Raw genomic sequence first — 23,519 nt, forward strand, 5'->3', positions numbered from 1 at the left:
TCAAGCGGCGACGGTCTCCACCGCCGCCAGCATGCCGGTCCTGGCGTGACAGTTCAGGTACTCGAAGAACTGCTCGTCGGCAGCCGCCACGGTGACCTCGTGGTAGAGCCGCAGTCTTGCTGATGGGCCAAGCGTCGAAAGGTATTTCATCGCGGCTCCGAATATCTTGACGTGAGTCGGATGCGATTCCGCCCACCGTTCCAGCGCCGCCAGGCTCTTCCACCAGCTTTGACCATAGGACTTTTCACTCGCGTCCCCGCCGGCTGCAAGCACGCGCATGTAACGGTTGGCGTAACAGCCGATGCCAAGGCCCTCATCGCGCAGGAAATCCATGCCCTCGCGCAACACAGGTTCGACGTCGTCGAGATAGAGCTTTCGCTCCGAGGTCTCGGTATCGCTCCAATCCTGGCCTGATCGGATCAGGCAGAGATTGTCGTGTGCCTGCACGCGCAGTCGCGCGCCGTCGCGGATCAATTCGGGATTGCCCCCCGGCGACATCGGATCGGTCTGCGACAGCGGGATGCGGTCGCGCATGCCGCCCCAATAGGCGTGCTCCTGCACCTCGCCGCTCATGCCCTGCGCAATCACCGCGACGCCTTCGGGCCGGCCGAGCGAGGAGAACAGCGTCTCGTGCCGCGCCACAACGGGGCGCAGCACTTCGATGAAAGTGCCGATGCCCTCGGGCTGCGTTCCGGTCCAGGCCTCGCGCGCCGGTCCAAACCATTTGTCGAAATTGGCAATGTCGTCCCAATAGGCCACAGAGACGACGTTCTCGCAGCCGGCCTGATCGACATAGCGGGCGCGGTCCCAATGCGAGGGACCGCCTTCCGCGGCAAACCGCGCCGCGATGTCAGCGAGCGCGTCCGTCGCAGCCGCCGGCTGCCGTGCCGCGATATTGCAGGCCGAAATAGGCCATCGCGACCCGGTTCACCGCAGGCTTATAGCGCGCCACGAAGGACGGGTATGGCGGCTGGTAATCGTCCGGCACGCGCTTGTGGCGCGTGCGCGGGGTCTCGAGATGCAGAGGAATTGCGGATTCCATGAGCGTGCCTCCCCTCGATTCCGGCGGTCAGCTCGCCGCCGCGGCAATGTCCGTGGGCTCGACGGTGTCGACCGGCAGCGCAAACTGCTCGACGCGCTGGTATCGCTTCTTGTTGAGCAGGAGCCGGGTCACGTCGGGGCGCGAATAGTGCCCGGCTGGATCAGCGGCATTCTTGGCGACGCCGATGGCGCCCAGATCGATCTCGGCGATCAAGAGGCCCTCCTGGTCCGGCGCGAGCTTGTCGCCAATCTGGCTGCCATCGGGACCGTAGATCGCAGCGAAGCCACCGCCGGCATGCAGCAGGGCATGCTTGTCGGGCCGATCGCAGAGCTCGTCGATCATCGCCTGCGAGACCGTTGCGCAAGGCGCCAGCACGAAGCAGGAGCCCTCCACAGCGTAGACGCGCGAGGCGGCGTTGTTCACCTCGGCGCCGAGCGCCGGCGCGAAGGGATCGTAGAGCGAAAAGCTCGGCCAGGCCGCGACATGGACCTGCTCGTTCTGGGCATACATCGCGTACTTCGACAGCGGCTGGAGATGCTCCCAGCAGCACAGTGCACCGATGCGGCCGATGTCGGGCCGCGCATGCACGGCGAGATCGCTGCCGTCGCCCTCGCCATAGACCGTGCGCTCGGCATGGGTTGGCCGCAGCTTGCGGCGTTTTGCGATGGTCTCGCCATCGGGCCCGATCAGCCATTGCGCGAGATAAAGACTGCCGCCGTCGCGCTCGGAGAGACCCAACACGGCGGTAAGCCCTGCCTTGCGCACGGCGTCGCGTAGCCGCTCGGCCTGCGGACTGTCGTAGGACAGCGAATTGTCGAAATAGCGCTGCACGAAGCCGCGGCCGATCGCCCAGGCCGGCGAATCCATCCAGATGTGCCAGGGGTAGCCGGGGATGAAGGCTTCCGGAAAGGCGATCAGCTTGGCGCCCTTCTCGGCGGCGTCCCTGATCAGGTCGATCGATTTGTCGATCGAGGCGTCGAGATCGAGCCAGGCAGGCGCCGCCTGCACCACCGCGACCTTGTATTTCGGATGTTCGATGCCCATTCCCACCTCCCTTGCCGGTTGATCGGAAGCCAGGTCCGATGCAGTCTATTTGACCAGGCTGGGCGGCGGGCGCTCTACCGCGGCGGAACAAAAACTCGACCGGACGAAAACGCCGGCCCGGTACGGGATTTGCCTCCGGCCAGGCGGGACCTGTGCCAACGCGCGATGTTGCGGGATGTGAAAGGGAGGCTCTGCAGATGCCAATCCAGTTCACCACAGACGACAGCCCAGGCCACCGCCGGCTTGCGCTCTGGCAGGATATCGTCTGCGACGTCTTCGTCGGGCTCGACTGCAAGTCCGATCTTGGCAGCGCTTTTCGCGGCTCGGTCACCCGGGCATCCCTGGGCAAGACGGAATGCTCCGAGGTCTGCTCCGATCGTCAACACGTGTTGCGCACGCCCTCGCGCATCGCGCGCTCGGATCAGGATTTCATCCTGATCGCGCTCGGCAATCGCGGCGCCGGCGCCGTGGTGCAGGACGGCCGCGAGGCCGTGGTGCATCCGGGAGAGCTTGCGCTCTATGACACCACCCGTCCCTACGAGCTGAAATTCGACGGCACCTTCACGCAGACCATCTTCAAGGTGCCGCGCGAGATGCTGCAGCGCCGGCTCGGCGCGACCGAAACCCTGACTGCCAGCGCTTTCGGACCAGACTCGCCACTGCAGAGAATCGCCTACGATTTCATCTACCGGCTCTGCCAGAGCGCGGATCAGATCGATCCGCACCACGCCGCCGCTCTGTCGGAACAGGCCGTCGATGTCCTGGCGATGGCACTGGGCGAGCGGCTGGGCAAGACGCCGCTGCCGTCCTCGACCCATCGCTCCGCCCTGCTCTACCGGCTGAAGGCGCATATCCGGGCTCATCTTGCCGATCCCGGCCTCTCGCTGTCCGAGACCGCAGCGGCGCTCGGCATTTCGTCCCGCTATGTCAACGATCTCCTCGCCGACGAGGACACCTCGTTCCAGCGCTACGTCCTCGGTGAGCGCCTCGCTCAATGCAGACGCGACCTCGCCTCCCCCGTGCTCGCGCGCCGCCACATCAGCGAGATCGCCTTCGCCTGGGGCTTCAACGACCTCTCGCATTTCGGCCGCGTCTTCCGCGAGCATTTCGGGATGTCACCGCGCGACTTCCGGCAGAGCCAGTCGCGGCATTGAGGTCCGGGCAGCCACTGGTGCGAGCCTTCGCGTCAGGCGTCTGCACGACCAGGCTGTCCCCAAGCAAGGCCGGTATGTGAGCGCGGCGTAGGATACGGAGCGTGCTTGCTCTACCATCCGCACAGAGGCCGCGGGGATCGATCAGCGGCCAGCCGAGGAGCATATCGATGGAATACCGACGCTTGGGCCGCTCGGGCCTGATGGTGCCCGCCTTGAGTCTTGGGACCGGTACCTTCGGCGGCGTTGGCCGCCTCGCTGCATGGGGCACGACTGACGCGACCGAAGCGCGGCGCCTTCTGGATATCTGCCTTGATGCCGGCGTGTCGATGTTCGACACCGCGAACGTCTATTCGCTCGGCGAGTCCGAGCGCGTTCTCGGCGAAGCCATCAAGGGCCGCCGCGACAAGGTCTTGGTCTCGACCAAGGCGACGTTCCGCTTCGGCGACGGCCCCAACGACATCGGGTCGTCGCGGCAGCATCTGCTCACAGCCATCGATGCTTCGCTGAGCCGGCTCGGCACCGATTACATCGACCTGTTCCAGCTTCACGGCTTCGACGCCTTCACGCCACCTGAAGAGGTGCTTAGCACCCTCGACGTGCTCGTGCGCGCCGGCAAGATCCGCTACGTCGGCGTGTCGAACTTTTCGGGCTGGCACCTGATGAAATCGCTTGGCGTTGCCGACAAGCATGGCTTCCCGCGTTACGTCGCCAACCAGACCTATTATTCACTGGTCGGGCGCGACTACGAATGGGAGCTGATGCCGCTCGGCCTCGACCAGGGCCTCGGCGCGGTGGTCTGGTCGCCGCTCGGGTGGGGACGTCTCACCGGAAAGATCCGCCGCGGCCAGCCGAAGCCTGACGTAAGCCGCTTGCCCAAGACGGCCGAGTTCGGCCCGCCCGTGCCGGACGAGCACGTCTACCGCGTCGTCGACGCGATCGACGAGGTCGCCAAGGAAACGGGCAAGAGCGTCTCGCAGATCGCGCTGAACTGGCTGCTGCAGCGTCCGACCGTCTCGACGCTGATCATCGGCGCACGCAACGAGACGCAGCTGCGCGAAAATCTCGGCGCGGTCGGCTGGTCGTTGACCAAGGACCAGGTCGCAAAGCTCGATGCCGCGAGCAAGGTGACGCTGCCCTATCCTTACTGGCACCAGCGCACAACTTTCACCGACCGCAATCCGCCGGCGGTGTAGCGACCGCGCGCGGCGCAGTCCGGCTTGAACTGCATCAAGCCGGCCCGCGCCGACAGTGGCATCGTGGGCTCCCGCGAGACTCCCGATGCGCCGATTTGCCATGAAGGCCCTGTTCACCGCTCTCAATCTCAACCGCGCCGAGCGCAGCGGGATCGATTGGGACCGCACGATCCGGATCGTTTCGACCGCGGTGACGGTTGGGCTCGTCACGCTCTATGTGTTTGGGAAGTCGACCTCGCGCTGGTGACCCGCGAGGCCGTGCCGACCCATGCCCGCGGTGCCGGGAGACCCGCGCCCGGCGCAGGAACCGCCCGTATCCTGCCGGGTTGCGATGCATCTCGCAATTTCCTAACCCGGAGACGAACCACGGCTCGAATCAAGCCCGCCGCCATCATGTCACCAGCCCCCATGGAGCACGCCGACGGCCTGCCGCAGCCGCAGCGCAGCCAGGCGGTCCTGACCATTGCGCTCGGCATCATCATGGCAGTGGTCGACAGCGCCATCGCCAATGTCGCGCTGCCGACGATCGCGGCCGACCTCGACGCCAGCCCGGCGTTCTCGATCTGGATCGTCAACGGCTACCAGCTCGCGATCACGATCTCGCTGCTGCCGCTGGCTTCGCTCGGCGAGATCGTCGGCTATCGCCGCGTCTATCTGGTCGGGCTGGTGCTGTTCACGCTTGCCTCCGCATTCTGCGCGCTGGCGCACACGCTGCCGCTCCTCACGATCGCACGCATCGTGCAGGGGTTCGGCGCGGCCGGCATCATGAGCGTCAACGCGGCGCTGGTGCGTTTCACCTACCCACGTAGCCAGCTCGGCCGCGGCATCGGGCTCAACGCCCTCGTCGTTGCTTTCTCGGCCGCGGTCGGCCCGACGCTCGCCGCCGGCATCCTCGCGTTCGGCAGCTGGCCCTGGCTGTTCGCTATCAACGTCCCGCTCGGAGTGGTGACATTGGTACTGGGCCTGCGCAGCCTTCCGCACACCACGCCTGCGAGCCATTCCTTCGACTGGCAGAGCGCGGGGCTGTCCGCGATCACTTTCGGCGTCGGCATCGCGGCCGTCGACAGCGTCGGTCATGGCGAAGCGGCGATCACCTGTCTCGTGCAGTTCGCCATCGCGCTCGTCGCCGGCGCGCTGCTGATCTACCGCGAGACCCACATGGCCTCGCCGCTGCTACCGATCGACCTGTTGCGGATCCCGGTGTTCGCTCTGTCGATTGCGACCTCGATCGCCTCGTTCTGTGGGCAGATGCTGGCCTTCGTCGCGATCCCCTTCTACCTCCAAAGCCGCTTCGGCTATTCGGCGGTGCATATGGGGCTCTTGATCACGCCATGGCCGATCGCGGTCGCGTTCGCAGCTCCCCTCGCCGGTCGCCTGGTCGAGCATTATCCGGCCGGTCTGCTCGGCGGCATCGGCCTCACGCTGTTCGCCTGCGGCCTCGCTGCGCTCGCCTTCCTGCCGGCGGCCCCGACGCCGCTCGACGTGATCTGGCGGATGGCGCTGGCCGGCGCCGGGTTCGGCCTGTTCCAGACCCCCAACAACCGCACCATGATCGCGGCCGCCCCGCGCGAGCGTGCCGGCGGCGCCAGCGGCATGCTGGGAACGGCGCGGCTGCTTGGGCAGACCACCGGCGCAGCGCTGGTCGCACTGTTCCTCGGCCGTTATCCGATCGAGGGAACCAGGATCGCGTTGCTGACCGGCGTCGGCTTCGCGCTCTGCGGCGCGGCACTGAGCATGTTGCGGCTGTCGCCCGCGGGCGCGCGTGGCGCCGAGCATGTTCGGGTGCAGGACGACCAGCGTCTGCGCGGCGAATAGCGCACGACCATTTGGGAAGGCCGATTTCGGCTGCGTCCGCCGCGCCTCACATCTTCACTATCTCGGTGCGATATTTCGGCAGCAGTGCTGCGATCAGCTTGCCTTTCTCGGCCATCTCTTCCGGGGTCGGCTTCGGCGGTGGCGATGTGCGGCCTTCAACGGGAAAGCCAACCGCCAGGAAGAATTCGTCCTGTCCCGCTGGCGTGCACATGCAGAGCATACGGGCCGTCTTGCCGGACACGTTCTTGAACGCGTGCGGCGCGTTGGCCGGAACGTTGACGGTCGACCCGGCACTTACGGTGTGGGACTTACCGCGAAAGGTGAATTCAAGTTCGCCTTCGAGCAGCGTGAACATTTCCTCGAAGTCGTGGCGGTGCGGCGGGGGCCCGCCGCCGGCGGGCACCAGCATGTCGACCAGGCAATAGCGTCCTGCGGTCTGCGCGCCCGACACCAGGACCGTGTAGGTGCCGCCGGCCACAGAGATATGCGGCACGTCAGCGCCGTCGGGATCGGCGACCGTCAGGGTACGGCCGGGATCGTCGGCGGGAATCGAGGAAGCTGACGACGAGTTTGCAGAAGGCGTGTTGGTCATACCGGATCTTCTTGCTTATATTTGACTGCCCATAAGAAAGGCCGGCTTCTCAGCCGGCCTTCTCAATTCTTCGCGTGCAGATCAAACCTTGACCAGCGGGCTCTTGGTCGGCCCCTTCGAGCCGCCGGGGCCACCGGGCTTGGACTTGCCCGGCGGGCGCTTGCGGGCACCCGGGAGCTTCTCCTGCTTCGGCGTGACCGGACCCTCGACGAACTCGAAGCCGATCTTGTCCTTGGTCTCGTCGGCCTCGTCCTTGACCAGAACGACGCGGACATGGCCGCCACCCTTGAGCTTGCCGAACAGCACCTCGTCGGCCAGCGGCTTCTTGATGTGCTCCTGGATCACGCGAGCCATGGGACGTGCGCCCATCTGCTCGTCGTAGCCATGCTTCACCAGCCAGGTCTTGGCGGGGTCGGACAGCTCGATGGTGACATCGCGATCGCCGAGTTGCGCTTCGAGCTGAAGCACGAACTTCTCGACGACCGTACCGATCACCTCGACGCTGAGATGGCCGAACGACACGACGGCATCGAGACGGTTGCGGAATTCCGGCGCGAACTGCCGGTTGATCGCCTCGTGGTCGTCGCCTTCCCGCTTCGAGCGCGTGAAGCCGAACGCCTGCTTGGCGAGATCGGACGCGCCCGCATTCGTGGTCATGATCAGGATCACGTTGCGGAAGTTGACCTGCTTGCCGTTGTGGTCGGTGAGCCGGCCGTGATCCATGATCTGCAGCAGGACGTTGTAGAGATCGGGATGCGCCTTCTCGATCTCGTCGAGCAGCACCACGCAATGCGGATGCTGGTCGACACCGTCGGTGAGCAGGCCGCCCTGGTCGAAGCCGACATAGCCGGGAGGCGCGCCGATCAGGCGCGACACGGTGTGCCGCTCCATGTATTCGGACATGTCGAAGCGCAACAGCTCGACACCGAGCGATGCCGCGAGCTGTTTCGCGACCTCGGTCTTGCCGACGCCGGTCGGACCCGAGAACAGATAGCAGCCGATCGGCTTCTCCGGCTCGCGCAGGCCGGCTCGCGCCAGCTTGATCGAAGCGGCGAGCGATTCGATCGCCTTGTCCTGACCGAACACAGTGCGCTTCAGGGTCTGCTCGAGATGCTTGAGCACCTCGGCATCGTCCTTCGACACGCTCTTCGGCGGGATCCGCGCCATCGAGGCAATCGTGGTCTCGATCTCCTTGATGCCGATGGTCTTCTTGCGCTTGTTCTCGGCGACCAGCATCTGCGCCGCGCCGGATTCGTCGATCACGTCGATCGCCTTGTCCGGCAGCTTGCGGTCGTGGATGTAGCGCGAAGAGAGCTGCACCGCAGCCTCGATCGCCTCATTGGTGTATTTCAGCCGGTGGTAGTCCTCGAAGTACGGCTTGAGGCCCTTGAGGATCGCGATCGCGTCCTCGACCGTCGGCTCGTTGACGTCGATCTTCTGGAAGCGCCGCACCAGCGCGCGGTCCTTCTCGAAGTGCTGGCGGTATTCCTTGTAGGTGGTCGAGCCCATGCAGCGGATGGTGCCGGAAGCGAGCGCGGGCTTGAGCAGGTTCGAGGCATCCATCGCCCCGCCCGACGTGGCGCCCGCACCGATCACGGTGTGGATCTCATCGATGAACAGGATGGCGTTGGGATGCGCCTCGAGCTCCTTCAGCACCTGCTTCAGGCGTTCCTCGAAGTCGCCGCGATAGCGCGTACCGGCGAGCAGCGTGCCCATGTCGAGCGAGAACACGGTCGCAGCCGCCAGCACCTCAGGCACCTCGCTGTCGACGATGCGCTTGGCCAGGCCCTCCGCGATCGCGGTCTTGCCGACGCCGGCCTCGCCCACGAACAGCGGATTGTTCTTCTGCCGGCGGCACAGCACCTGGATCGCGCGGTTGATCTCGGAATTGCGCCCGATCACCGGATCGATCTTGCCGTCGCGCGCCTTCTTGTTGAGGTTGACGCAATAGGTCTCGAGCGCCTCGCCCTTCTTCTTGGCGTCCTCGCTGCCCTTGGTCTCCGTCTCCTCGTCGACACCGCGGACCGGCCGCGCCTCGGAGACGCCCGGCCGCTTGGCGATGCCGTGGCTGATATAGTTGACGGCGTCGTAGCGCGTCATGTCCTGCTCCTGCAGGAAATACGCGGCGTGACTCTCGCGCTCGGCAAAGATCGCGATCAGCACGTTGGCGCCGGTCACCTCTTCGCGACCAGACGACTGTACGTGGATCACCGCGCGCTGGATCACGCGCTGGAAGCCTGCGGTCGGCTTGGCGTCATCGGCGCCATCCGTCACCAGATTCTCGAATTCGGTCTCAAGATAATTGACGAGGCTCGTACGGAGCTTGTCGAGGTCGACGCTACAGGCGCGCATGACGGCGGCTGCATCGGAGTCGTCGATCAGGGAGAGCAAAAGATGCTCGAGCGTCGCGTATTGGTGATGACGCTCGTTTGCGATCGCCAGTGCACGATGCAGGGATTGTTCAAGGCTTTGGGAAAAAGTCGGCATTCGCGTCCTCTATGGCCCCCACCATCATGATCGCCATCGCCCGGTCAGGCAACAACAACCTTTGTCACATATAGTTATACAAGATCGCGGCGAAAGACCGGTTCCGCGACTCAGGCGGCTGCACAGCTGCGGTATTTTTCGATGCAAAACCCGTTCCGGTTTGGGCACGATCGGCACCCGTCCGAAATTCCGTAGTTTTGCCCTCTGCAACGAAGATCGCGCGCAGACATCACGCGGCAATCACACTGCGACATGCACAAGAACCGGCTTCGAACGCGCCGTAACGTGTCGTGTCTTACTTCTTTTCCATCACGCATTGCAGCGGATGCTGGTGCTTGCGAGCGAAATCCATCACCTGCGTCACCTTGGTCTCGGCGATCTCGTAGGTGAACACGCCGCACTCCCCGATTCCGTGATGATGAACGTGCAGCATGATCTTGGTTGCAGCCTCGGCGTCCTTCTGGAAGAATTTCTCCAGCACGTGAACGACGAACTCCATCGGCGTGTAGTCGTCGTTCAGGATCAGCACACGGTACAGGTTCGGCCGTTTGGTCTTCGGCTTGACCTTGGTGATGACGGACGTATTTGGCGCGGAAGGACCGCCGGAACGGTTCTCGTCGTTGCTCATCAGGGCAGCGTGGGCGGCGGCGGCCGCGGACGGATCTGGTCTGGAAGACAGTTGCGGCATGGCTCAGGCGTTCAAATTCCCCACGGAAGCGTATGACGGTTCGCCGCGCAGCCCCGGCCTTCGGAGCTTCGCACAGGCGCACCACCTTGTTGGATCGCCGCTTCCAGCCGGTCCGGTCCAAGCCGGATCGGCCTCACCGAATATGGGCCTGCCCCCGGCTCGCCGCAAGCGTGCGACAGCTCGGCCGATGCGGCCATGGCGGTCCCGATTCCCGGTCCGGGCGATCCTCACCAAGGTTAATCAATCCGGACTGATTTGACAAAAGCTTCCGCCCCGCCGGTTTAGAAGATGTTGACCAGGAACCCGGCCGGTAACGCGGCTGCGGCGGCTCCGCGCGGGTTATCTCCGGTTTTCTACGGACCAATTTACCCTGCGTTCAATGGCGTGGCGCGAAAACGGGCAAAGTCATAGATGTCCGGGAATCGTCATGTCTCGCCTGCCCCTCGTCAGCCGTATTGTTGGTCGACACCTCTCCCGGTTTGCAGCGGCCGAACAAGGCAATATCGCCGTGATCTTCGCCATCGCGCTGCTCCCGGTTTTAGGCTTCGTCGGAGCTGCAATCGATTACAGCCGCGCGGCCCAGGCTCGTTCCGCAATGCAAGCGGCCCTCGATTCGACCTCGCTGATGGTCTCCAAGGATCTGTCGTCCGGCACCATCACGACATCGCAGATCAGCACCAAGGCGCAGGCTTATTTCAACGCCCTGTTCACCGCCACCAACTCCCTGCCGTCGGTCAGCATCGCGGCCACTTACACCGCAAGCACCAGCATGGGCTCCACCATCGAGGTCACCGGCACCGGCACCTACACGACCGCCTTCATGAAGGTCGCAGGCTTCCCGACGCTCGACGTCGGCGCCAATTCCACCAGCGCCTGGGGCCTGGTGCGCATGCGCGTTGCCTTGGTGCTCGACAACACGGGCTCGATGGCTGACGACGGCAAGATGGCGGCGATGCAGACCGCCGCGAAGAGCCTGGTCGACCAGCTCAGCCCACTCGCCAAGACCAATGGCGACGTCTACATCTCGATCGTTCCGTTTGCCAAGGACGTCAACGTCGGCGCCAGCAACTACAGCAAGTACTGGGTCGATTTCAGCGATTGGGACGCGGCCCGCGGCACCAGGTCCGCCAACCACAACACGTGGACGGGATGCGTGGTCGACCGCGACCAGGACTATGACACCAAGAACACGACGCCCACGAGCGGCAACGCGGGAACGCTGTTCCCGGCCGAGCAGTACTCCTACTGCGACACCGGCAATTCGTCCTATCTGCAGCCAATCATGCCGCTGAGCTACGACTGGAGCTCACTCAAGAGCCGGATCGACGCCATGAAGCCCACGGGCAACACCAACCAGGGCATTGGCCTCGCCTGGGGCTGGATGACGCTGTCGACCGGCGATCCCATGAACGCGCCAGCCAAAGATACCAACTACACCTACAAGGACGCGATCGTGCTGCTCTCCGACGGTCTCAACACGCAGAACCGCTGGTACAGCAATGCCTGGCAAATCGACGCGCGGCAGAAGAAGCTGTGCGACAACGCCAAGGCGGCGAACATCACGATTTATACGGTGCAGGTGAACACCGGCAGCGATCCGACGTCCAGCGTGCTGCAATATTGCGCGAGCGGCACCGACAAGTTCTATCTGGTCACGAAGGCAGATCAGACCGTCTCGGTGTTCAAGGACATCGGCACGTCGCTGTCCAAGCTGCGCGTGACGCGCTGAGATCGACACGCCATGACAAACAAAAAAAGCCCGGCTGCTGCAGCCGGGCTTTTGATTCCAGGACGTCAAGGAACGTTAGCTGGCGGCCGGAGTGAACTTCGACACGATGGTCTCGACCGGCTTGAACGCCTGCTTGGCGAGGTCGCTATAGAGGCCGGCGATCTTCTGCGATTCCGCGACGAAGGACTCGTAGGCGGAACGGGCGAATTCGGTCTGCGCTTCGACGGCCTTGTCCAGCGACTTCACGCCGGAAAGCTTCTCGACGAAGGACTTGGTGTCTTCGAACGACTTCTTCGTGTAGTCGCCATAGGCGCTGGCGATCGCCTGAAGGCCGTGCTGCATCGAGGTCGCGGAGGCGACGTACTGCTCGAAGTGCTCTTTCCCGTAGCCTTGAAAGTCTTCAACCTTGAACATTCGGAATCCTTTTCCCTAGCTCTCGTCGGGAAGCCCCGGCTCCCTGACTCTGCTCACAATTAGTGCAACGCACAAAAAAGTCAAGAATTTTGTGCGTCGCACAAATTACATGCAAAATCGCAGAAATTCCCTGGGTTTCCCGCAATGGTTCCTTAAGCTTTTGGAAACCGCGGCCCCCTACTTTGATTCCCTGGACGTGTTCAGCTTCCAGAAGCGGCCGAAAGCCGTTGGAGAACATCACCTTAGCCAGAACAGCGGCTTAGGCCCAACGTCCCCCGCGGCCAACACCTGCGGAGGACAGCCTGAGCAGGTAATGATCCCGGATCCCTTGGGCACAATTTCGCCTCACGAGCCGGTGATCAAGTCAGAAACGGGGACGGGGTTTCATGCTTCGTAAAAACTTGTCTTCTTCGCGCTTGGCGCGGGTTGGCGTTTTTGGGCTTCTTGCGGTCACTAGCGCAGTCATCTTCACCACCGACGCTGCCGAGGCGCGGCGCCACCGGCGTCACACCGCGCACCACCGCGTGCAGCACGATGTGTCCGAGAGTTCCAGCCCGAAATTCGCGTCGATCATCGTCGACGGCAATTCCGGCTCCGTGCTTCAGGCCACGAGCCCCGACGGGATCCGCCATCCGGCCTCGCTGACCAAGATCATGACGCTCTATCTACTGTTCGAGCGCCTCGAATCCGGCAAGATGAAGCTCGACACCGAGATGCCGGTGTCGCAGCACGCCGCCGATCAGGATCCGACCAAGCTGAACCTGCGTGCCGGCCAGACCATTCGCGTCGAGGACGCGATCAAGGGTCTCGTCACCCGTTCCGCCAACGACGCAGCCGTTGTGATCGCGGAAGCGATTGGCGGCGACGAGGACGACTTCGCCCAGATGATGACGCGCAAGGCGCGTTCGCTCGGCATGTCCAGGACGGTTTACCGCAACGCCAACGGCCTTCCCAACGACGAGCAGGTCACGACCGCGCGCGACCAGGCCACGCTCGGCCGCGCCATCCAGGAGCGCTTCCCGCGCTACTATCGCTATTTCGCGACCTCGACGTTCAACTGGCGCGGACAGTCGATCCGGAACCACAATCATCTGCTCGGGAATGTCGAGGGCGTGGACGGCATCAAGACCGGCTATACTCGCGCCTCCGGCTTCAATCTCGTGACCTCGATGCGCCGCGGCAACCGCCACCTGATCGGCGTGGTGCTGGGCGGCCGCAGCGGCGGCTCGCGCGACGCCATCATGCGCAACCTGCTCGCGGAGAACCTCGATAAGGCCGCGACCACCCATACCGTCGCTGCGGTCACCGAACGCAACGGCACCGACGCGGCTGCCCAGGTCGCCGATGCGTCGGATATCCCGGCCCGCTCCGCTCCGCAGGTCCAGGCTGCGGCTGCCCCTGCTCCCGAAGCAGCCCCGTCGCGTCTCGCCGCGCGCCTCTCGACGCTTGCGGCTGCGACTGCCGCGGTGCCGCCGGCTCAGCCCAGATATGAAGCCAACAGGCCTGAAGTTCGGCCGACAGAATCCAAGATCGAGCCTGCGCCGCTCACGAATGGCGTGATCTCGAGCCAGCCGCTCTCGATCATCCCCGGCTCGTCCGAGCCGATGAAGCCGGTCAGGGTCAAGACCGTCCAGGTCAAGGCCGGCGCGGTGAAGATCGCCTCCGCCGCCCCGGCTCAGATTGCACCGCAGGTCACGAGCACGATCGCGTCGCGCTCCGACGTCGCCGAAACCTCCGGTGCCGTCGTCGCCCGCGCAGACCTTATCAACAAGCCCGAGGTCGCCAGCCAACCGGAAGCTCCGAGGGCCGAGATCGCCCGTACCGAGCTGCCGCGGCAGCCGGCGGGCTTCGGCACCGGTAACGGCATCCTCGGCGTATTGCCGGCCGCCGCACCCGCCCCGGCTGCTGCGAAGCTCGCGTCAGCCGACCCGACGCTGCAGCCGATCCAGATGAGCGCCACGACGAAGCCGGTCGTCACCCACAGCGGCTGGATCGTCCAGGTCGGCGCGCTCGAGAGCGAGAACGAAGCCCAGCAGCGCATCGACGCTGCGCGCAGCTCGGCTCGCGGCCTGCTCAGCAAGGCCGACCCGTTCACCGAGCCGGTCGTCGCGAAAGACAATCGCAAGCTCTACCGCGCTCGCTTCGCCGGGCTCGACCGCGACCAGGCCGAAGCCGTCTGCCGAACCCTGAAGCGCGCCGATATCTCCTGTATGACCGTCCGCAACTGATCTTTCGCACCCCTCCAATGAAAATGCCCGCGCCTTGCGCGGGCATTTTTCATTTTCGCGATGCGGTGACCGACGGGGCTGTTCCACGACAACCTCTCGTCAAGGATTTACGGTTAAAACTTTACGCAAGGGTTCGACCACGCCGACAATGGCGGGCATCGGGGCGACGGCAAACAGAGCAAGCGGGGCTCACACGGGACGAGCGTTTGTAGCGTGGTGCCGGAGTTAGCCGTTATGCGTGCGAAGCAGAGTATCCTTGGCCTCGTTTACACGGGCAGCGAGATACGTCGAGCCCCCCTGGTCGGGATGCAGTTTCTTCATCAGGGACTTGTGAGCCCGGCTGATGTCGTCACGCCCCGCCCCCGGCTGCAGGCCAAGGATCTGATAGGCCTCCTCCGTCGTCATTTTGCCGGTCGCCACCGTGCGGCGCTGCCCCCCTGCCGCGTCGCCCTGCGCGTTCTGACGCCAAGCGGGAAACCGGCGGTCCAGATAGCTTTCAAGTAGGGCCACGCTCTCGGCGTCGAACGCCGGGACCATTGCCAGCAGGGCCGCGAGATCGAACTCATCGAGATCGCGCCCGGCATGAGGCCCGGCGACGATCCGGCCGCCGAGCTGGCCGGAATCGTGATCGAGCCGCATATCCAGGAATTGCGAGCGCACGCGTGAGGCCTGACCGGCCGGGCGCGTCGCGCCGGCGCCGAACAGCCCGCCGATATTGCCGAAGCCGGCGTTTGCCATCGGTGTCCAGCCCAAGAGCCCGGCGCCGAATATCCCGAGCGGGATCGCCACCACCAGTTCGCCCTTCAATCCCGTGAACGCTGCGACAGCCAGCGCGACCACGCCGCCACCGAACCTGATCGCGCGTGCCAGCACGGCCGGATTGGCCGAACGGAACATCTGGAGCAGCAGATAAAGGGTGATAATTGCGATAGCGCCGGCGATCAGGGTCATGGCCGGAATATAGTCGGCCTACCGCCAAAAAGCATCGTGTCCTTGCGCCCCCGACCGCGCGCCAGCGCTACTTCATCTGGCCGATCAGCCTGGCCGCGCCACTGGCGGTCTTCGCCAATTGCAATAGCGCCTCGCGTCCGCCCGCCGCGTAGGCGGCGGCTGCGCGCAACAGCTCGCGCAACTGCGCCGCCGCGCCCGGATCGAACCGGCACCAGGCGCCGCCGGTCAGGCGCGCGATCTCGCGAAAGGCCTGCTCGGCCACCGCGTCATGGCCTTCCTGAAATACGAACACAGGCACCTTGAGCATGCCGAGCTCGCCAGCCTTGGCGCAGAGCTCGTCGACGTTCTCCTCCATGGCGTCGCCGACGAAGACGACGGCGCGCACGCCGGATGCGACGGCCTCGCGCCGCGCCTCGCTCAGCACCTTGCCGATCTGGGTGTCGCCGCCACGGCAATCGATCTTGCTCATCAGCGCCGCAAGCCTGGCGCTGTCGGAGATCCATCCCGTGGCGCGACACTCGTTGAAGCCGCGATAGTATACGAGCCGGACGTCGAGACTGCCGAGCGCGGCGGTCTCACGGAACATGTCGGCCTGAAGCGCGCAAGCCATGTCCCAGGTCGGCTGCCGGCTCATCGTCGCATCCAGCGCGAAGATCAGCCGCCCTTTCGCACCGGGCGCATGCGGTGACAGCGCCCGCGCGTTGGCGACGAAGGCGGCGATGTCCTCCGAGGTCGAGGTCCCCGCCTGCGGCACAGCGCCGCCTGGTTGCGCCGAGACGGCATCGCGGCCGCGCGGTTTGATGGGTTCGCCGGACATTTCCTTGACCCTTGCGTGAGCGGCTAATGTGGTCAGCCCCTGCAGCCCGTTCAATGTGCAAAGCCCCCGCAGGCGGAAGCCGGCGGAGGCTTTGACAATCGGTATCGACGAGGAGGACGGCGTCAGCTCTTGGCAGGCGCCATCAAAGCGACCGGCCCGGGCTCGAGAATCTTGGGCGGGGACGATTGCGTGTCGACCGGCGCCACTTCGCTATCGGTCGCGCTCAGGAACTTGTCGAGCATGCCCTGGATCGAGTTCTTGGCAGCGTCCGGACCGGTGTCGCGCATGTCGTTGTGCTGGAATTCGGTCTTCACGACCTGGATGCCGGCCTTCTCGCATTCCTCGTCGGTCGGGATCACGCCCGCATCGGCCTTGAATTGCGGATCGGTGGAGCGGAACGACAGGATCTTGAACTTGCCGGCGGTGACGAAGGGCACGCGAAGATTGTCGAGCGTGACGACCTTCTTGACCTCATCCGGATACTGCTTGGCGAAATACATCGTGATATCGCCGCCCATGGAGTGGCCGACCATCGTCACCCTGTCGTAGTCGGCGTTGGGCTGAACCTTCTTCATCTCCTGCATGGCGAGATGGATGTTGGCGACGCCGCGCAGGATCTGCGGCAGCCGGCCGACATAGATCTCGCCGGGCTTGGTCACCATCGGAGGATCGGTCGGCAAATCATGCTGGGGGCTGATGACGAGGTAGCCACGCGCGGCGAAAATGTTGGCGAGGAAGCCGTACTCGGTGTTCTTGACGGTGTTGCCGTGGTTGATCACGGCGACCGGCAACGTGATCATGCCGGCGTTAGCCTGCATTTCCTTGTCACGACGGATCGCGATATCGACGGGCACCGCACGGTTGTCGCGCGAGGCATCGTAGAAGGTGATGGTCTCGTGCTTGATTGCCCACTTGCTCACCGTGAAATAGGCGACACCGCAGAGGGCACTGACCGAAACCAGAACGGCAATTCCACGCTTCATTTTCGTCCTCAGCCTCAGGCTCTTGCGGCCTGAATCCCTGTTGAAAATCGTGTTCTTCCGAGGCTCTTCGGCCCCTGGTCGCCTATTCCCTAATATATGTCACAGCAGCGTGACAGGAAGGCCAAATATTGTGAACCGGCAGCCCTTTCATTGTGCGGCGCACACGTTTCTTGGGCATCTCGCTCTCATACGGCTACGTCAGGGTGCACGTCACCTTCCGACGCAACCTGTCTCGATCGGGTTCAATTTTGCAGTAAACGCGGGGTGAAAACGGTTGAGCGCGGGCTCGGTTCCCACGGGAGACCGGCCGCTTGATCGACTGGAAGTAGCGATATACCGCCGCCTCAGGCGCCGAGGATGTCGTGGACCTCGAGCGGCTTGTCGACCTGGCTGAACCACTCGGCACGGTTGGCGGCGCGGCGACGTCCGCGCTCGTCGAGCGGAAGCTTGAGCTGGCGGAGCAGGCTCGTCACCTCCTCCCGTGCGGTGAGATGGCCGAGATTGGGCCGCATGCCGAGGGTGGCCTCGTCGATCTCGTCCAGCGCGGTCAGGCCGCGCGGGAAGAACTCGCGATAGACGACGCGCTCGGCGAAGCCGTCGACGTAGCGGAAGCCGAGCCGCAGCGACAAATCCTTCAACCCCTCGGCAACCAATTGCTTGTTGCGGGAGCCGAGCATCGAGAGGCGGTTGCGCACGACGATCCAGTCGGTGGTCGCGCCGTCGAGCTGGCGGCGCTTGCGCCTGACATCCCGCACCATCTCGGCGTAGTGGCTCTCGCCCGTCACCGCGTAATTGGCGGGATCGACGGTGCCGAGCACATCGAAATCGAGGAAGCTGTCGTTGATCGGGGTCACCAGCGTGTCGGCCATCGAGTGCGCAAGCCGCATCAGGTAGCTGTCGGTGCCGGGCGTATCGATGACAATGAAGTCGAAACTGCTCTCGACCGCCGAGACCGCCTCCATGAACTGGAGGAACTCCGAATTCTCGTTCTCGGCAACCTGCATGGTTTCGCCGAGCTTGATGCAGCGATGCAGCGGCAGTTCGAGGTCGAGCTTGGTGCGGCGCGCCCAGGCGGAACGGTTGTTGATGTAGTGAGTAAAGCTCTGCTGACGGCAGTCGAGGTCGATGGTGGCGACGCGCTGGCCGGCTTTCAGAAGCGCGACTGCGATGTGCAGGGCGGTCGTCGACTTGCCGGAGCCGCCCTTCTCGTTGCCGAGCACGACAACATGCGCCGAGCCGGACTGGCCTTGGCTAGCTTGCACAAGCATCGCGATCCTCAACACCCCTGACGAATATCTTCAAGTTGGCCGCGTCTGCGGTCAAGTGAAATGCGTGACAGGCAATACAAATCGCGGCGCGCCGTCCTTCACCATGAATCGCGCGCCGCTTTGCGTCTGTGATCCAGCCCACAATGCCGTGACCGCCTGTGCGGCATTGCGCGGAATGCTGTGCCGCATCCGGATGCGTGGCGTCCATGGTCGCCGCTTGTTAAGGTTAGCCTGCCGGGCACCGGGACGCGCCCGCCGATTCCCAACCCGTCGAGTTCTGATGTCACGCAGCCCCTTGATTGCCCGCACGGTCCCCACCTTGCGACGCGCCGTCGACAATCTTCGCAAGCGAAAGGCCACGATCGCGCTGGTCCCGACCATGGGAGCGCTCCATGACGGCCATGTGTCGCTGGTGCGCTTGGCCAAGCGGCGCGCGAGCCGCGTCGTGGTGTCGATCTTCGTCAACCCGACCCAGTTCGCTCCGACCGAGGATTTTGGCGCCTATCCCCGAACCTGGAAGGCCGATCTCGCCAGGCTCGCCGCCGAGGACGTCGATATCGTCTGGCATCCCGGCGCCGAGGCCATGTATCCGGAGGGCTTTGCCACCCGCATCGTGCCGGAGGGACCGGCGCTGGCCGGCCTCGAGGACCGCTTCCGCCCGCATTTCTTCGGCGGCGTCGCCACCGTCGTCGGCAAGCTGTTTACGCAGTGCCGGCCGGATGTCGCGATCTTCGGCGAGAAGGATTTTCAGCAGTTGCGGGTGGTGGCGCAGATGGCCCGCGACCTCGACCTCGGCGTCAAGGTGATCGGCTCCCGCACCGTGCGCGAGCGCGACGGGCTCGCGATGTCCTCGCGCAACGTCTATTTGTCGCCACAGGAGCGGCAGACCGCGACCACGCTGTACCGCGCCATGAAGGAGAGCGCCGGGCGCATCCGCGCCGGAGAAGCGGTCGCGGCCGCAATGGCGCGCGGTGCCGCAATGATCACGGCGGCCGGCTTTGAGCTCGACTATTTCGAAGTGCGCCATGCAGCGACCCTGGCACAGGTCAGCTCGCGCAACGACGGACCGTTGCGCGTCCTGGTCGCGGCCAAGCTCGGCACGACCCGGCTGATCGACAATATCACGGTTTAGAGCAGCCCGAGATCGCGCAGCTCGCGCCGCATCGGCTCCGGCATCGCCGCGATCGAGCCGGCGGCGGACTTGCCGAGATCGGGCGGCACCGAATCGTCGGCCAGGTAGCGCCAGCCCTGGAACGGGCGCATCGGCCGCGGTGACACCGGGATCACCTTCGGCTGCATCACGATCCGGCAGCGTCCGATGCCGTCCTTGTCGCGGAACGGCTCGATGCCGATGATCTTTTCGCGCGCGGCGACCTCGCCCTTGATCACCCAATAGAGCGACCCGCCGGACAGGATCTCGGCGTCGCGCTTGGGCACCATGCGGGTGATGTGGATGTGATGTTGCGGCAGACCCTTCTTCTTGGCGGTCTGCATTCGTTCGGCGGTCCACTCCTTCAATTCCTTGACGGATTCGCAGCCGACGGCGAGCTTGATCAGATGTAGTGGCATGCCCCAGCATTAGCCGGGCAGACACCCATTTGGAATGCCGATCTACTCGTTATCCGCAGCCGGGGGAGCCGCGGCCGGCGGCGCGAGCGGAACCGGTGCTGCCGCTGGCGCGCGCGCAGCCTTCGGCGCAGGCGGCTTCTTCGCGGCGGGAGCTGCGGCCTGTGCCGAGGCCGCCGCCGGGTGGCGCGGAGCCGCCGCGTTCCCGGTGGGCGCCGCTTGGCGGGTCGATGGCTCCGGATTCATGATGCTAACCGGCGGCGTCGACGAGGCACTCGGGAATTCCGCATTGGTCGGCTTGCCCGTCGGCATCGACGGCGGCAGTCCGGCGAGCGCGGCCGTGGCCGGCAACGATTGCGCGGCTGCAGGCGCATTCCAGGTCGGGGCGTAGCGCGCGACCAGCGTGTCGTACAGATGGGAATCCATGTTGGCGGCGACCTGCTGCTGGTCGGTCAGCGAGCGGAAGGCCGCACAGTCGAACTGCGTGCAGCCGTCGCGCACGACCAGCACCTGCGCGACCAGGCCGTAGCGATCACGCTCCAGCGATTTGCGCAGCACCTTGATATCGGGCGTCAGGCTCTTCTCGGCGGTCGCGGCATCGCCGAGCGCCGTCAGCCGGTCGATTCTGGCCGCGGTGTTGGAGACGGCCGCAGCCGCCGCGTCAGGCGCGCCGAACAGCGCTTTCTCGCAGCCAATGGCCACGGCATCGCCGGCGAGATCGTCGAGACAAGACAACGCCGGCAGGCTCGCGGTCATCGCGGCCTGCGCGCGCGCCTCGGTCGGCGTGGTCTGCCCCGCCGGTCCATCGACGCGCACGACAGCAGCGAGCGCGATGGCAATGGCGAGCAGCGTAACGACGGTCAGCGCGCCGTTGGCGACCGATCGCTCGGCGCGTAGCAGCGTGGCCAGGAGGATCAGTCCGAAGAAGCCGGCAGCCGCCAGCATCATCCACATCGGAAAGGCCGGCGAGCGCCAGATTTGGTCGAGCGATGAGGCCCATGCCCAGTTCATGCGCGACGTCCCCTCACGCGAGCAGAGAGCGAATGGTCAAAGCGAGTACCGAGAGTCGGCAACTGCCCCCGGCCCACCTTTTGAAGGTGAAGCGGGCCTTTTGACGGCGGCAGAATACAATTCCCCGGTGACGCGCCAATGCGCGGATAGCGTCAGCCTTCAGGACAGCGCGAGCTGGCTTTCCTTGGCGACGCGTTCGAAGGCTTCGGTCGAGCTCTTGATCCGGTACTGACAGTCGTCACCATCGGTCGGCAGGAGGCGGATGACCTCATACGAGCCGCTGGCAGCGGGGCGTGCGACATTGCTGGCGGTGAACAATACGCGCGCGCCAATAGGGAATTTGTGCTTCAACACCCTCTCCATCACTCAAACAACGCCTGCCACGCCCATGGTCCCACTGCGTCGGCCGGCCGGAAACCCGGCCGCTGTATAGCATGCGGCGGGCTTTTTTGGCCAGCAGTATGCGACACGGCAAACGTGCGAATTTTGCAGTTATTTCAGAGTGATGCCGCCGGCCGATGATACCGCTGGAACCCGTTCTTCCGGGGTATGGGGCAAACGGCCGTCGGGGCTGGCGTGATCCGCCGCCCTGGGCGGATCCTGGGCGTGAGGTCCCTCCTGCCAAGCACTCGGGCGATCGAGCACCGCCGGCTTGTTCGGCGTCAAGCGAGGCCCGATCGCAACCACGGATTACACGTTCTCGAACTTTTCGATGACAAGCGTTTCGGCGAGCCCGTCCCGGGTCCATTCCTGGAACGCCGGCAGCGCCAGCATCGTGTCCATGTAGGCCTTGGTCTCCGGCGTGACCTCGATCGCGTAGGTGCGGAAGCGGTGCACCACCGGGGCATACATCGCATCCGCCGCGCCGAAGCGCCCGAACAGGAACGGTCCATTGGCGCCATACCGGGTCCGGCATTCGCGCCAGATCTCCTGCACGCGCGCGATATTGGCCTCGGCCTCCGCCGACAGCGTCACGGGGCGCACCGGGCGGTGCAGGTTCATGCCGCATTCGTTGCGAAGGGCCATGAAGCCGGAATGCATCTCGGCACACACCGAACGGGCATGGGCGCGGGCGGCGGCGTCGTCCGGCCACAGCTTCACTTCCGGATAGCGCTCGGCGATGTATTCGATGATGCTGAGCGAATCCCACACTGTGATGTCGCCGTCGACCAGCACCGGCACCTTGCCGGCGCGGCTGAACGAGATGATCTGCTCCTTGTCCGTGGGATTGTCGGTGTAGAGCGGGATGAGGGTCTCCACGAACGGGATATCGTTGGCGCGGAGCGCGAGCCAGGGCCGCATCGACCATGACGAGTAATTCTTGTTGCCGATTGCGAGTTTCAGCGCAGCCATGTCATCAGTCCTTCTCGATACGCCTTGAAGCGAGCCGCTTTTAACGCCATCGCCTGCCGCCAATCAATCGTTGCTGCACCTCGCCATGCGTGGCAAGCGTTGCGATCCTCGCCAGGAGACAGACATGAGCAGGCATTGGGTCGACATCACAGCCGTCGGCTTCTTCATGATCGAATGGCTGGTCTATGCGCTGACGCTGGAGCATTCGGCCTATGGCCGCGACAGCCTGTCGGCGCGCATGAACCGCTACCGCGAGGTGTGGGTGCGCCGACTGCTCGACCGCGACGCGCGCATGGTCGATATGCAGATCATGGCCTCGTTGCAGAACGGCACCGCCTTCTTCGCCTCCACCAGCCTGATCGCGCTGGGCGGCGCGCTGGCGTTGCTGCACGCGACCAACGACGCGATCACGATCTTGAGCAAGCTGCCGATCGATCTCAGCACCTCGCCGGCGATGTGGGAGTTGAAATGCGTCGGCCTTGTCCTGATCTGCGTCTATGCCTTCTTCAAATTCGCCTGGTCGTACCGCCTGTTCAACTATGTCGCGATCCTGTTCGGCGGCATGCCGGCGGCTTCGCAGCGTGACACGCCGGAGGCCGAAGCTCATGTGATCCGCACCTCGCGCCTGTTCGAATCCGCCGGCCGCCATTTCAACCGCGGCCAGCGCGCCTTCTTCTTCGCACTCGGCTATCTCGGCTGGTTCGTCAGCCCGTGGGTGTTGTTCGTGACCACGGCCGCCGTGGTGATCGTGACCTGGCGGCGGCAATTCGCCTCGAGCGCTTGGGAGGCGATGGCGCCGGAGGTGGTGGATGGCGAGGAGATGAAGCGCGGCCGTTGACGCGCTCGTGTCCCGGACAAGCTGCAGCGCTCTTGCGCTGCTGCGCAGAGCCGGGACCCAGGGGCGACACGGTCCTATGCAGCGACATGGGCCCCGGCTCTGCAGCGCACCGCCGAAGAGGCGCTGCGCTGCGTCCGGGGCACGAGAGCGGAGTGTTACGTACCCGCCACCTCATCGCCATCCTCCAATGCAGATTGGACTTGCAGACACAGCTTCTCATCCTCGCGGCGCATTTCGCCCGAGTTCTGCTTCGTCGCTCCACCCTCAAATCCAAGAGGGCGCAGGGAAGGCCGGGTGCTGACCTCGCACCCGCGGTCCGCTGCGCGAAAAGCACACGCAGGAAAAC

At 64.8% G+C, this 23,519-nt stretch carries 21 protein-coding genes and 1 pseudogene; 8 read left to right on the forward strand and 14 right to left on the reverse strand.

The genetic code is table 11. The annotated features are described in order from the left end of the window. Together AC0L2F_RS08120 and AC0L2F_RS08125 are read right to left on the reverse strand one after the other, a co-directional pair. Positions 1-1,042, reverse strand: a pseudogene (locus AC0L2F_RS08120) (phenylacetaldoxime dehydratase family protein). 27 nt (positions 1,043-1,069) lie between these two features. Next, positions 1,070-2,086, reverse strand: a complete 1,017-nt coding sequence (locus AC0L2F_RS08125) for a carbon-nitrogen hydrolase family protein (protein WP_473248047.1) — start codon at positions 2,084-2,086, stop codon at positions 1,070-1,072. Between the two features lie 197 nt (positions 2,087-2,283). Here AC0L2F_RS08125 and AC0L2F_RS08130 point away from each other — a divergent pair, with 197 nt between their 5' ends. From AC0L2F_RS08130 to AC0L2F_RS08145, 4 genes are all read left to right on the forward strand, one after another. Continuing rightward, the gene (locus AC0L2F_RS08130) at positions 2,284-3,240 is read left to right on the forward strand and encodes an AraC-like ligand-binding domain-containing protein (protein ID WP_473248048.1); all 957 of its coding nucleotides are present in this window, start codon (positions 2,284-2,286) and stop codon (positions 3,238-3,240) included. Between the two features lie 167 nt (positions 3,241-3,407). Further along, positions 3,408-4,433, forward strand: a complete 1,026-nt coding sequence (locus AC0L2F_RS08135; protein WP_473248049.1) for an aldo/keto reductase — start codon at positions 3,408-3,410, stop codon at positions 4,431-4,433. A gap of 85 nt (positions 4,434-4,518) precedes the next feature. Continuing rightward, complete coding sequence (locus tag AC0L2F_RS08140; RefSeq protein WP_007611331.1) at positions 4,519-4,680, forward strand: hypothetical protein; 162 nt, start codon at positions 4,519-4,521, stop codon at positions 4,678-4,680. Between the two features lie 146 nt (positions 4,681-4,826). Beyond that, a complete protein-coding gene (locus AC0L2F_RS08145) occupies positions 4,827-6,248 on the forward strand; it encodes an MFS transporter (RefSeq protein WP_473248050.1) in 1,422 nt (473 codons plus the stop codon). A gap of 46 nt (positions 6,249-6,294) precedes the next feature. On the opposite strand, the gene AC0L2F_RS08150 is transcribed toward AC0L2F_RS08145, so the two are convergent. The 3 genes from AC0L2F_RS08150 to clpS form a co-directional block, all read right to left on the reverse strand. After that, on the reverse strand, positions 6,295-6,840 hold the full coding sequence (locus AC0L2F_RS08150; protein WP_473248051.1) for a cupin domain-containing protein: 546 nt from the start codon (positions 6,838-6,840) through the stop codon (positions 6,295-6,297). A gap of 81 nt (positions 6,841-6,921) precedes the next feature. Then, entirely contained in the window at positions 6,922-9,327 is a 2,406-nt protein-coding gene (clpA, locus tag AC0L2F_RS08155; protein ID WP_007611334.1) for an ATP-dependent Clp protease ATP-binding subunit ClpA, read from the reverse strand. A gap of 295 nt (positions 9,328-9,622) precedes the next feature. After that, complete coding sequence (gene clpS / locus AC0L2F_RS08160) at positions 9,623-9,955, reverse strand: ATP-dependent Clp protease adapter ClpS (RefSeq protein ID WP_018455182.1); 333 nt, start codon at positions 9,953-9,955, stop codon at positions 9,623-9,625. A gap of 487 nt (positions 9,956-10,442) precedes the next feature. On the opposite strand from clpS, the gene AC0L2F_RS08165 reads away from it, so the two are divergent. Then, positions 10,443-11,744 carry a vWA domain-containing protein gene (locus tag AC0L2F_RS08165; protein ID WP_473248052.1) on the forward strand — a complete coding sequence of 434 codons (1,302 nt, stop codon included), beginning with the start codon at positions 10,443-10,445 and terminating at the stop codon, positions 11,742-11,744. A 75-nt stretch (positions 11,745-11,819) separates the two neighbouring features. Here the strand turns inward: AC0L2F_RS08165 and AC0L2F_RS08170 are convergent, their stop codons facing one another. After that, positions 11,820-12,158, reverse strand: coding sequence for a phasin family protein (locus AC0L2F_RS08170; protein WP_007603238.1), 339 nt, complete (start codon positions 12,156-12,158; stop codon positions 11,820-11,822). A 386-nt stretch (positions 12,159-12,544) separates the two neighbouring features. Here AC0L2F_RS08170 and AC0L2F_RS08175 point away from each other — a divergent pair, with 386 nt between their 5' ends. Continuing rightward, entirely contained in the window at positions 12,545-14,386 is a 1,842-nt protein-coding gene (locus AC0L2F_RS08175) for a serine hydrolase (protein ID WP_473248053.1), read from the forward strand. Between the two features lie 225 nt (positions 14,387-14,611). Here AC0L2F_RS08175 and AC0L2F_RS08180 read toward each other — a convergent pair whose 3' ends face one another. The 4 genes from AC0L2F_RS08180 to AC0L2F_RS08195 form a co-directional block, all read right to left on the reverse strand. Beyond that, positions 14,612-15,337 (reverse strand): DnaJ domain-containing protein, encoded by a 726-nt coding sequence (locus tag AC0L2F_RS08180; protein ID WP_106944198.1) that lies wholly within the window; start codon positions 15,335-15,337, stop codon positions 14,612-14,614. A gap of 67 nt (positions 15,338-15,404) precedes the next feature. Then, positions 15,405-16,154: a vWA domain-containing protein gene (locus AC0L2F_RS08185; protein ID WP_473248054.1), complete on the reverse strand. Its 750-nt coding sequence runs from the start codon at positions 16,152-16,154 to the stop codon at positions 15,405-15,407. Positions 16,155-16,276: 122 nt separating this feature from the next. Next, entirely contained in the window at positions 16,277-17,137 is an 861-nt protein-coding gene (locus AC0L2F_RS08190) for an alpha/beta fold hydrolase (RefSeq protein ID WP_007611343.1), read from the reverse strand. Positions 17,138-17,481: 344 nt separating this feature from the next. After that, on the reverse strand, positions 17,482-18,405 hold the full coding sequence (locus tag AC0L2F_RS08195) for a division plane positioning ATPase MipZ (RefSeq protein ID WP_007611348.1): 924 nt from the start codon (positions 18,403-18,405) through the stop codon (positions 17,482-17,484). 280 nt (positions 18,406-18,685) lie between these two features. Here AC0L2F_RS08195 and panC point away from each other — a divergent pair, with 280 nt between their 5' ends. After that, positions 18,686-19,537: a pantoate--beta-alanine ligase gene (gene panC / locus AC0L2F_RS08200; protein WP_473248055.1), complete on the forward strand. Its 852-nt coding sequence runs from the start codon at positions 18,686-18,688 to the stop codon at positions 19,535-19,537. Here panC and AC0L2F_RS08205 read toward each other — a convergent pair. From AC0L2F_RS08205 to AC0L2F_RS08220, 4 genes are all read right to left on the reverse strand, one after another. After that, on the reverse strand, positions 19,534-19,974 hold the full coding sequence (locus AC0L2F_RS08205) for a DUF1489 family protein (protein WP_007603229.1): 441 nt from the start codon (positions 19,972-19,974) through the stop codon (positions 19,534-19,536). The genes panC and AC0L2F_RS08205 overlap by 4 nt on opposite strands. A gap of 42 nt (positions 19,975-20,016) precedes the next feature. Then, the gene (locus tag AC0L2F_RS08210) at positions 20,017-20,982 is read right to left on the reverse strand and encodes a hypothetical protein (protein WP_473248056.1); all 966 of its coding nucleotides are present in this window, start codon (positions 20,980-20,982) and stop codon (positions 20,017-20,019) included. Positions 20,983-21,141: 159 nt separating this feature from the next. Then, positions 21,142-21,345: a hypothetical protein gene (locus tag AC0L2F_RS08215; RefSeq protein WP_007611353.1), complete on the reverse strand. Its 204-nt coding sequence runs from the start codon at positions 21,343-21,345 to the stop codon at positions 21,142-21,144. A gap of 327 nt (positions 21,346-21,672) precedes the next feature. Then, positions 21,673-22,335, reverse strand: coding sequence for a glutathione S-transferase family protein (locus tag AC0L2F_RS08220; RefSeq protein ID WP_473248057.1), 663 nt, complete (start codon positions 22,333-22,335; stop codon positions 21,673-21,675). Positions 22,336-22,459: 124 nt separating this feature from the next. Between AC0L2F_RS08220 and AC0L2F_RS08225 the strand changes: the two genes are divergently transcribed. Then, entirely contained in the window at positions 22,460-23,173 is a 714-nt protein-coding gene (locus AC0L2F_RS08225; RefSeq protein ID WP_473248058.1) for a DUF599 domain-containing protein, read from the forward strand. The last annotated feature ends 346 nt before the right edge of the window (positions 23,174-23,519 follow it).

The sequence above is a fragment of the Bradyrhizobium sp. Ken64 genome (genome assembly GCF_055807555.1).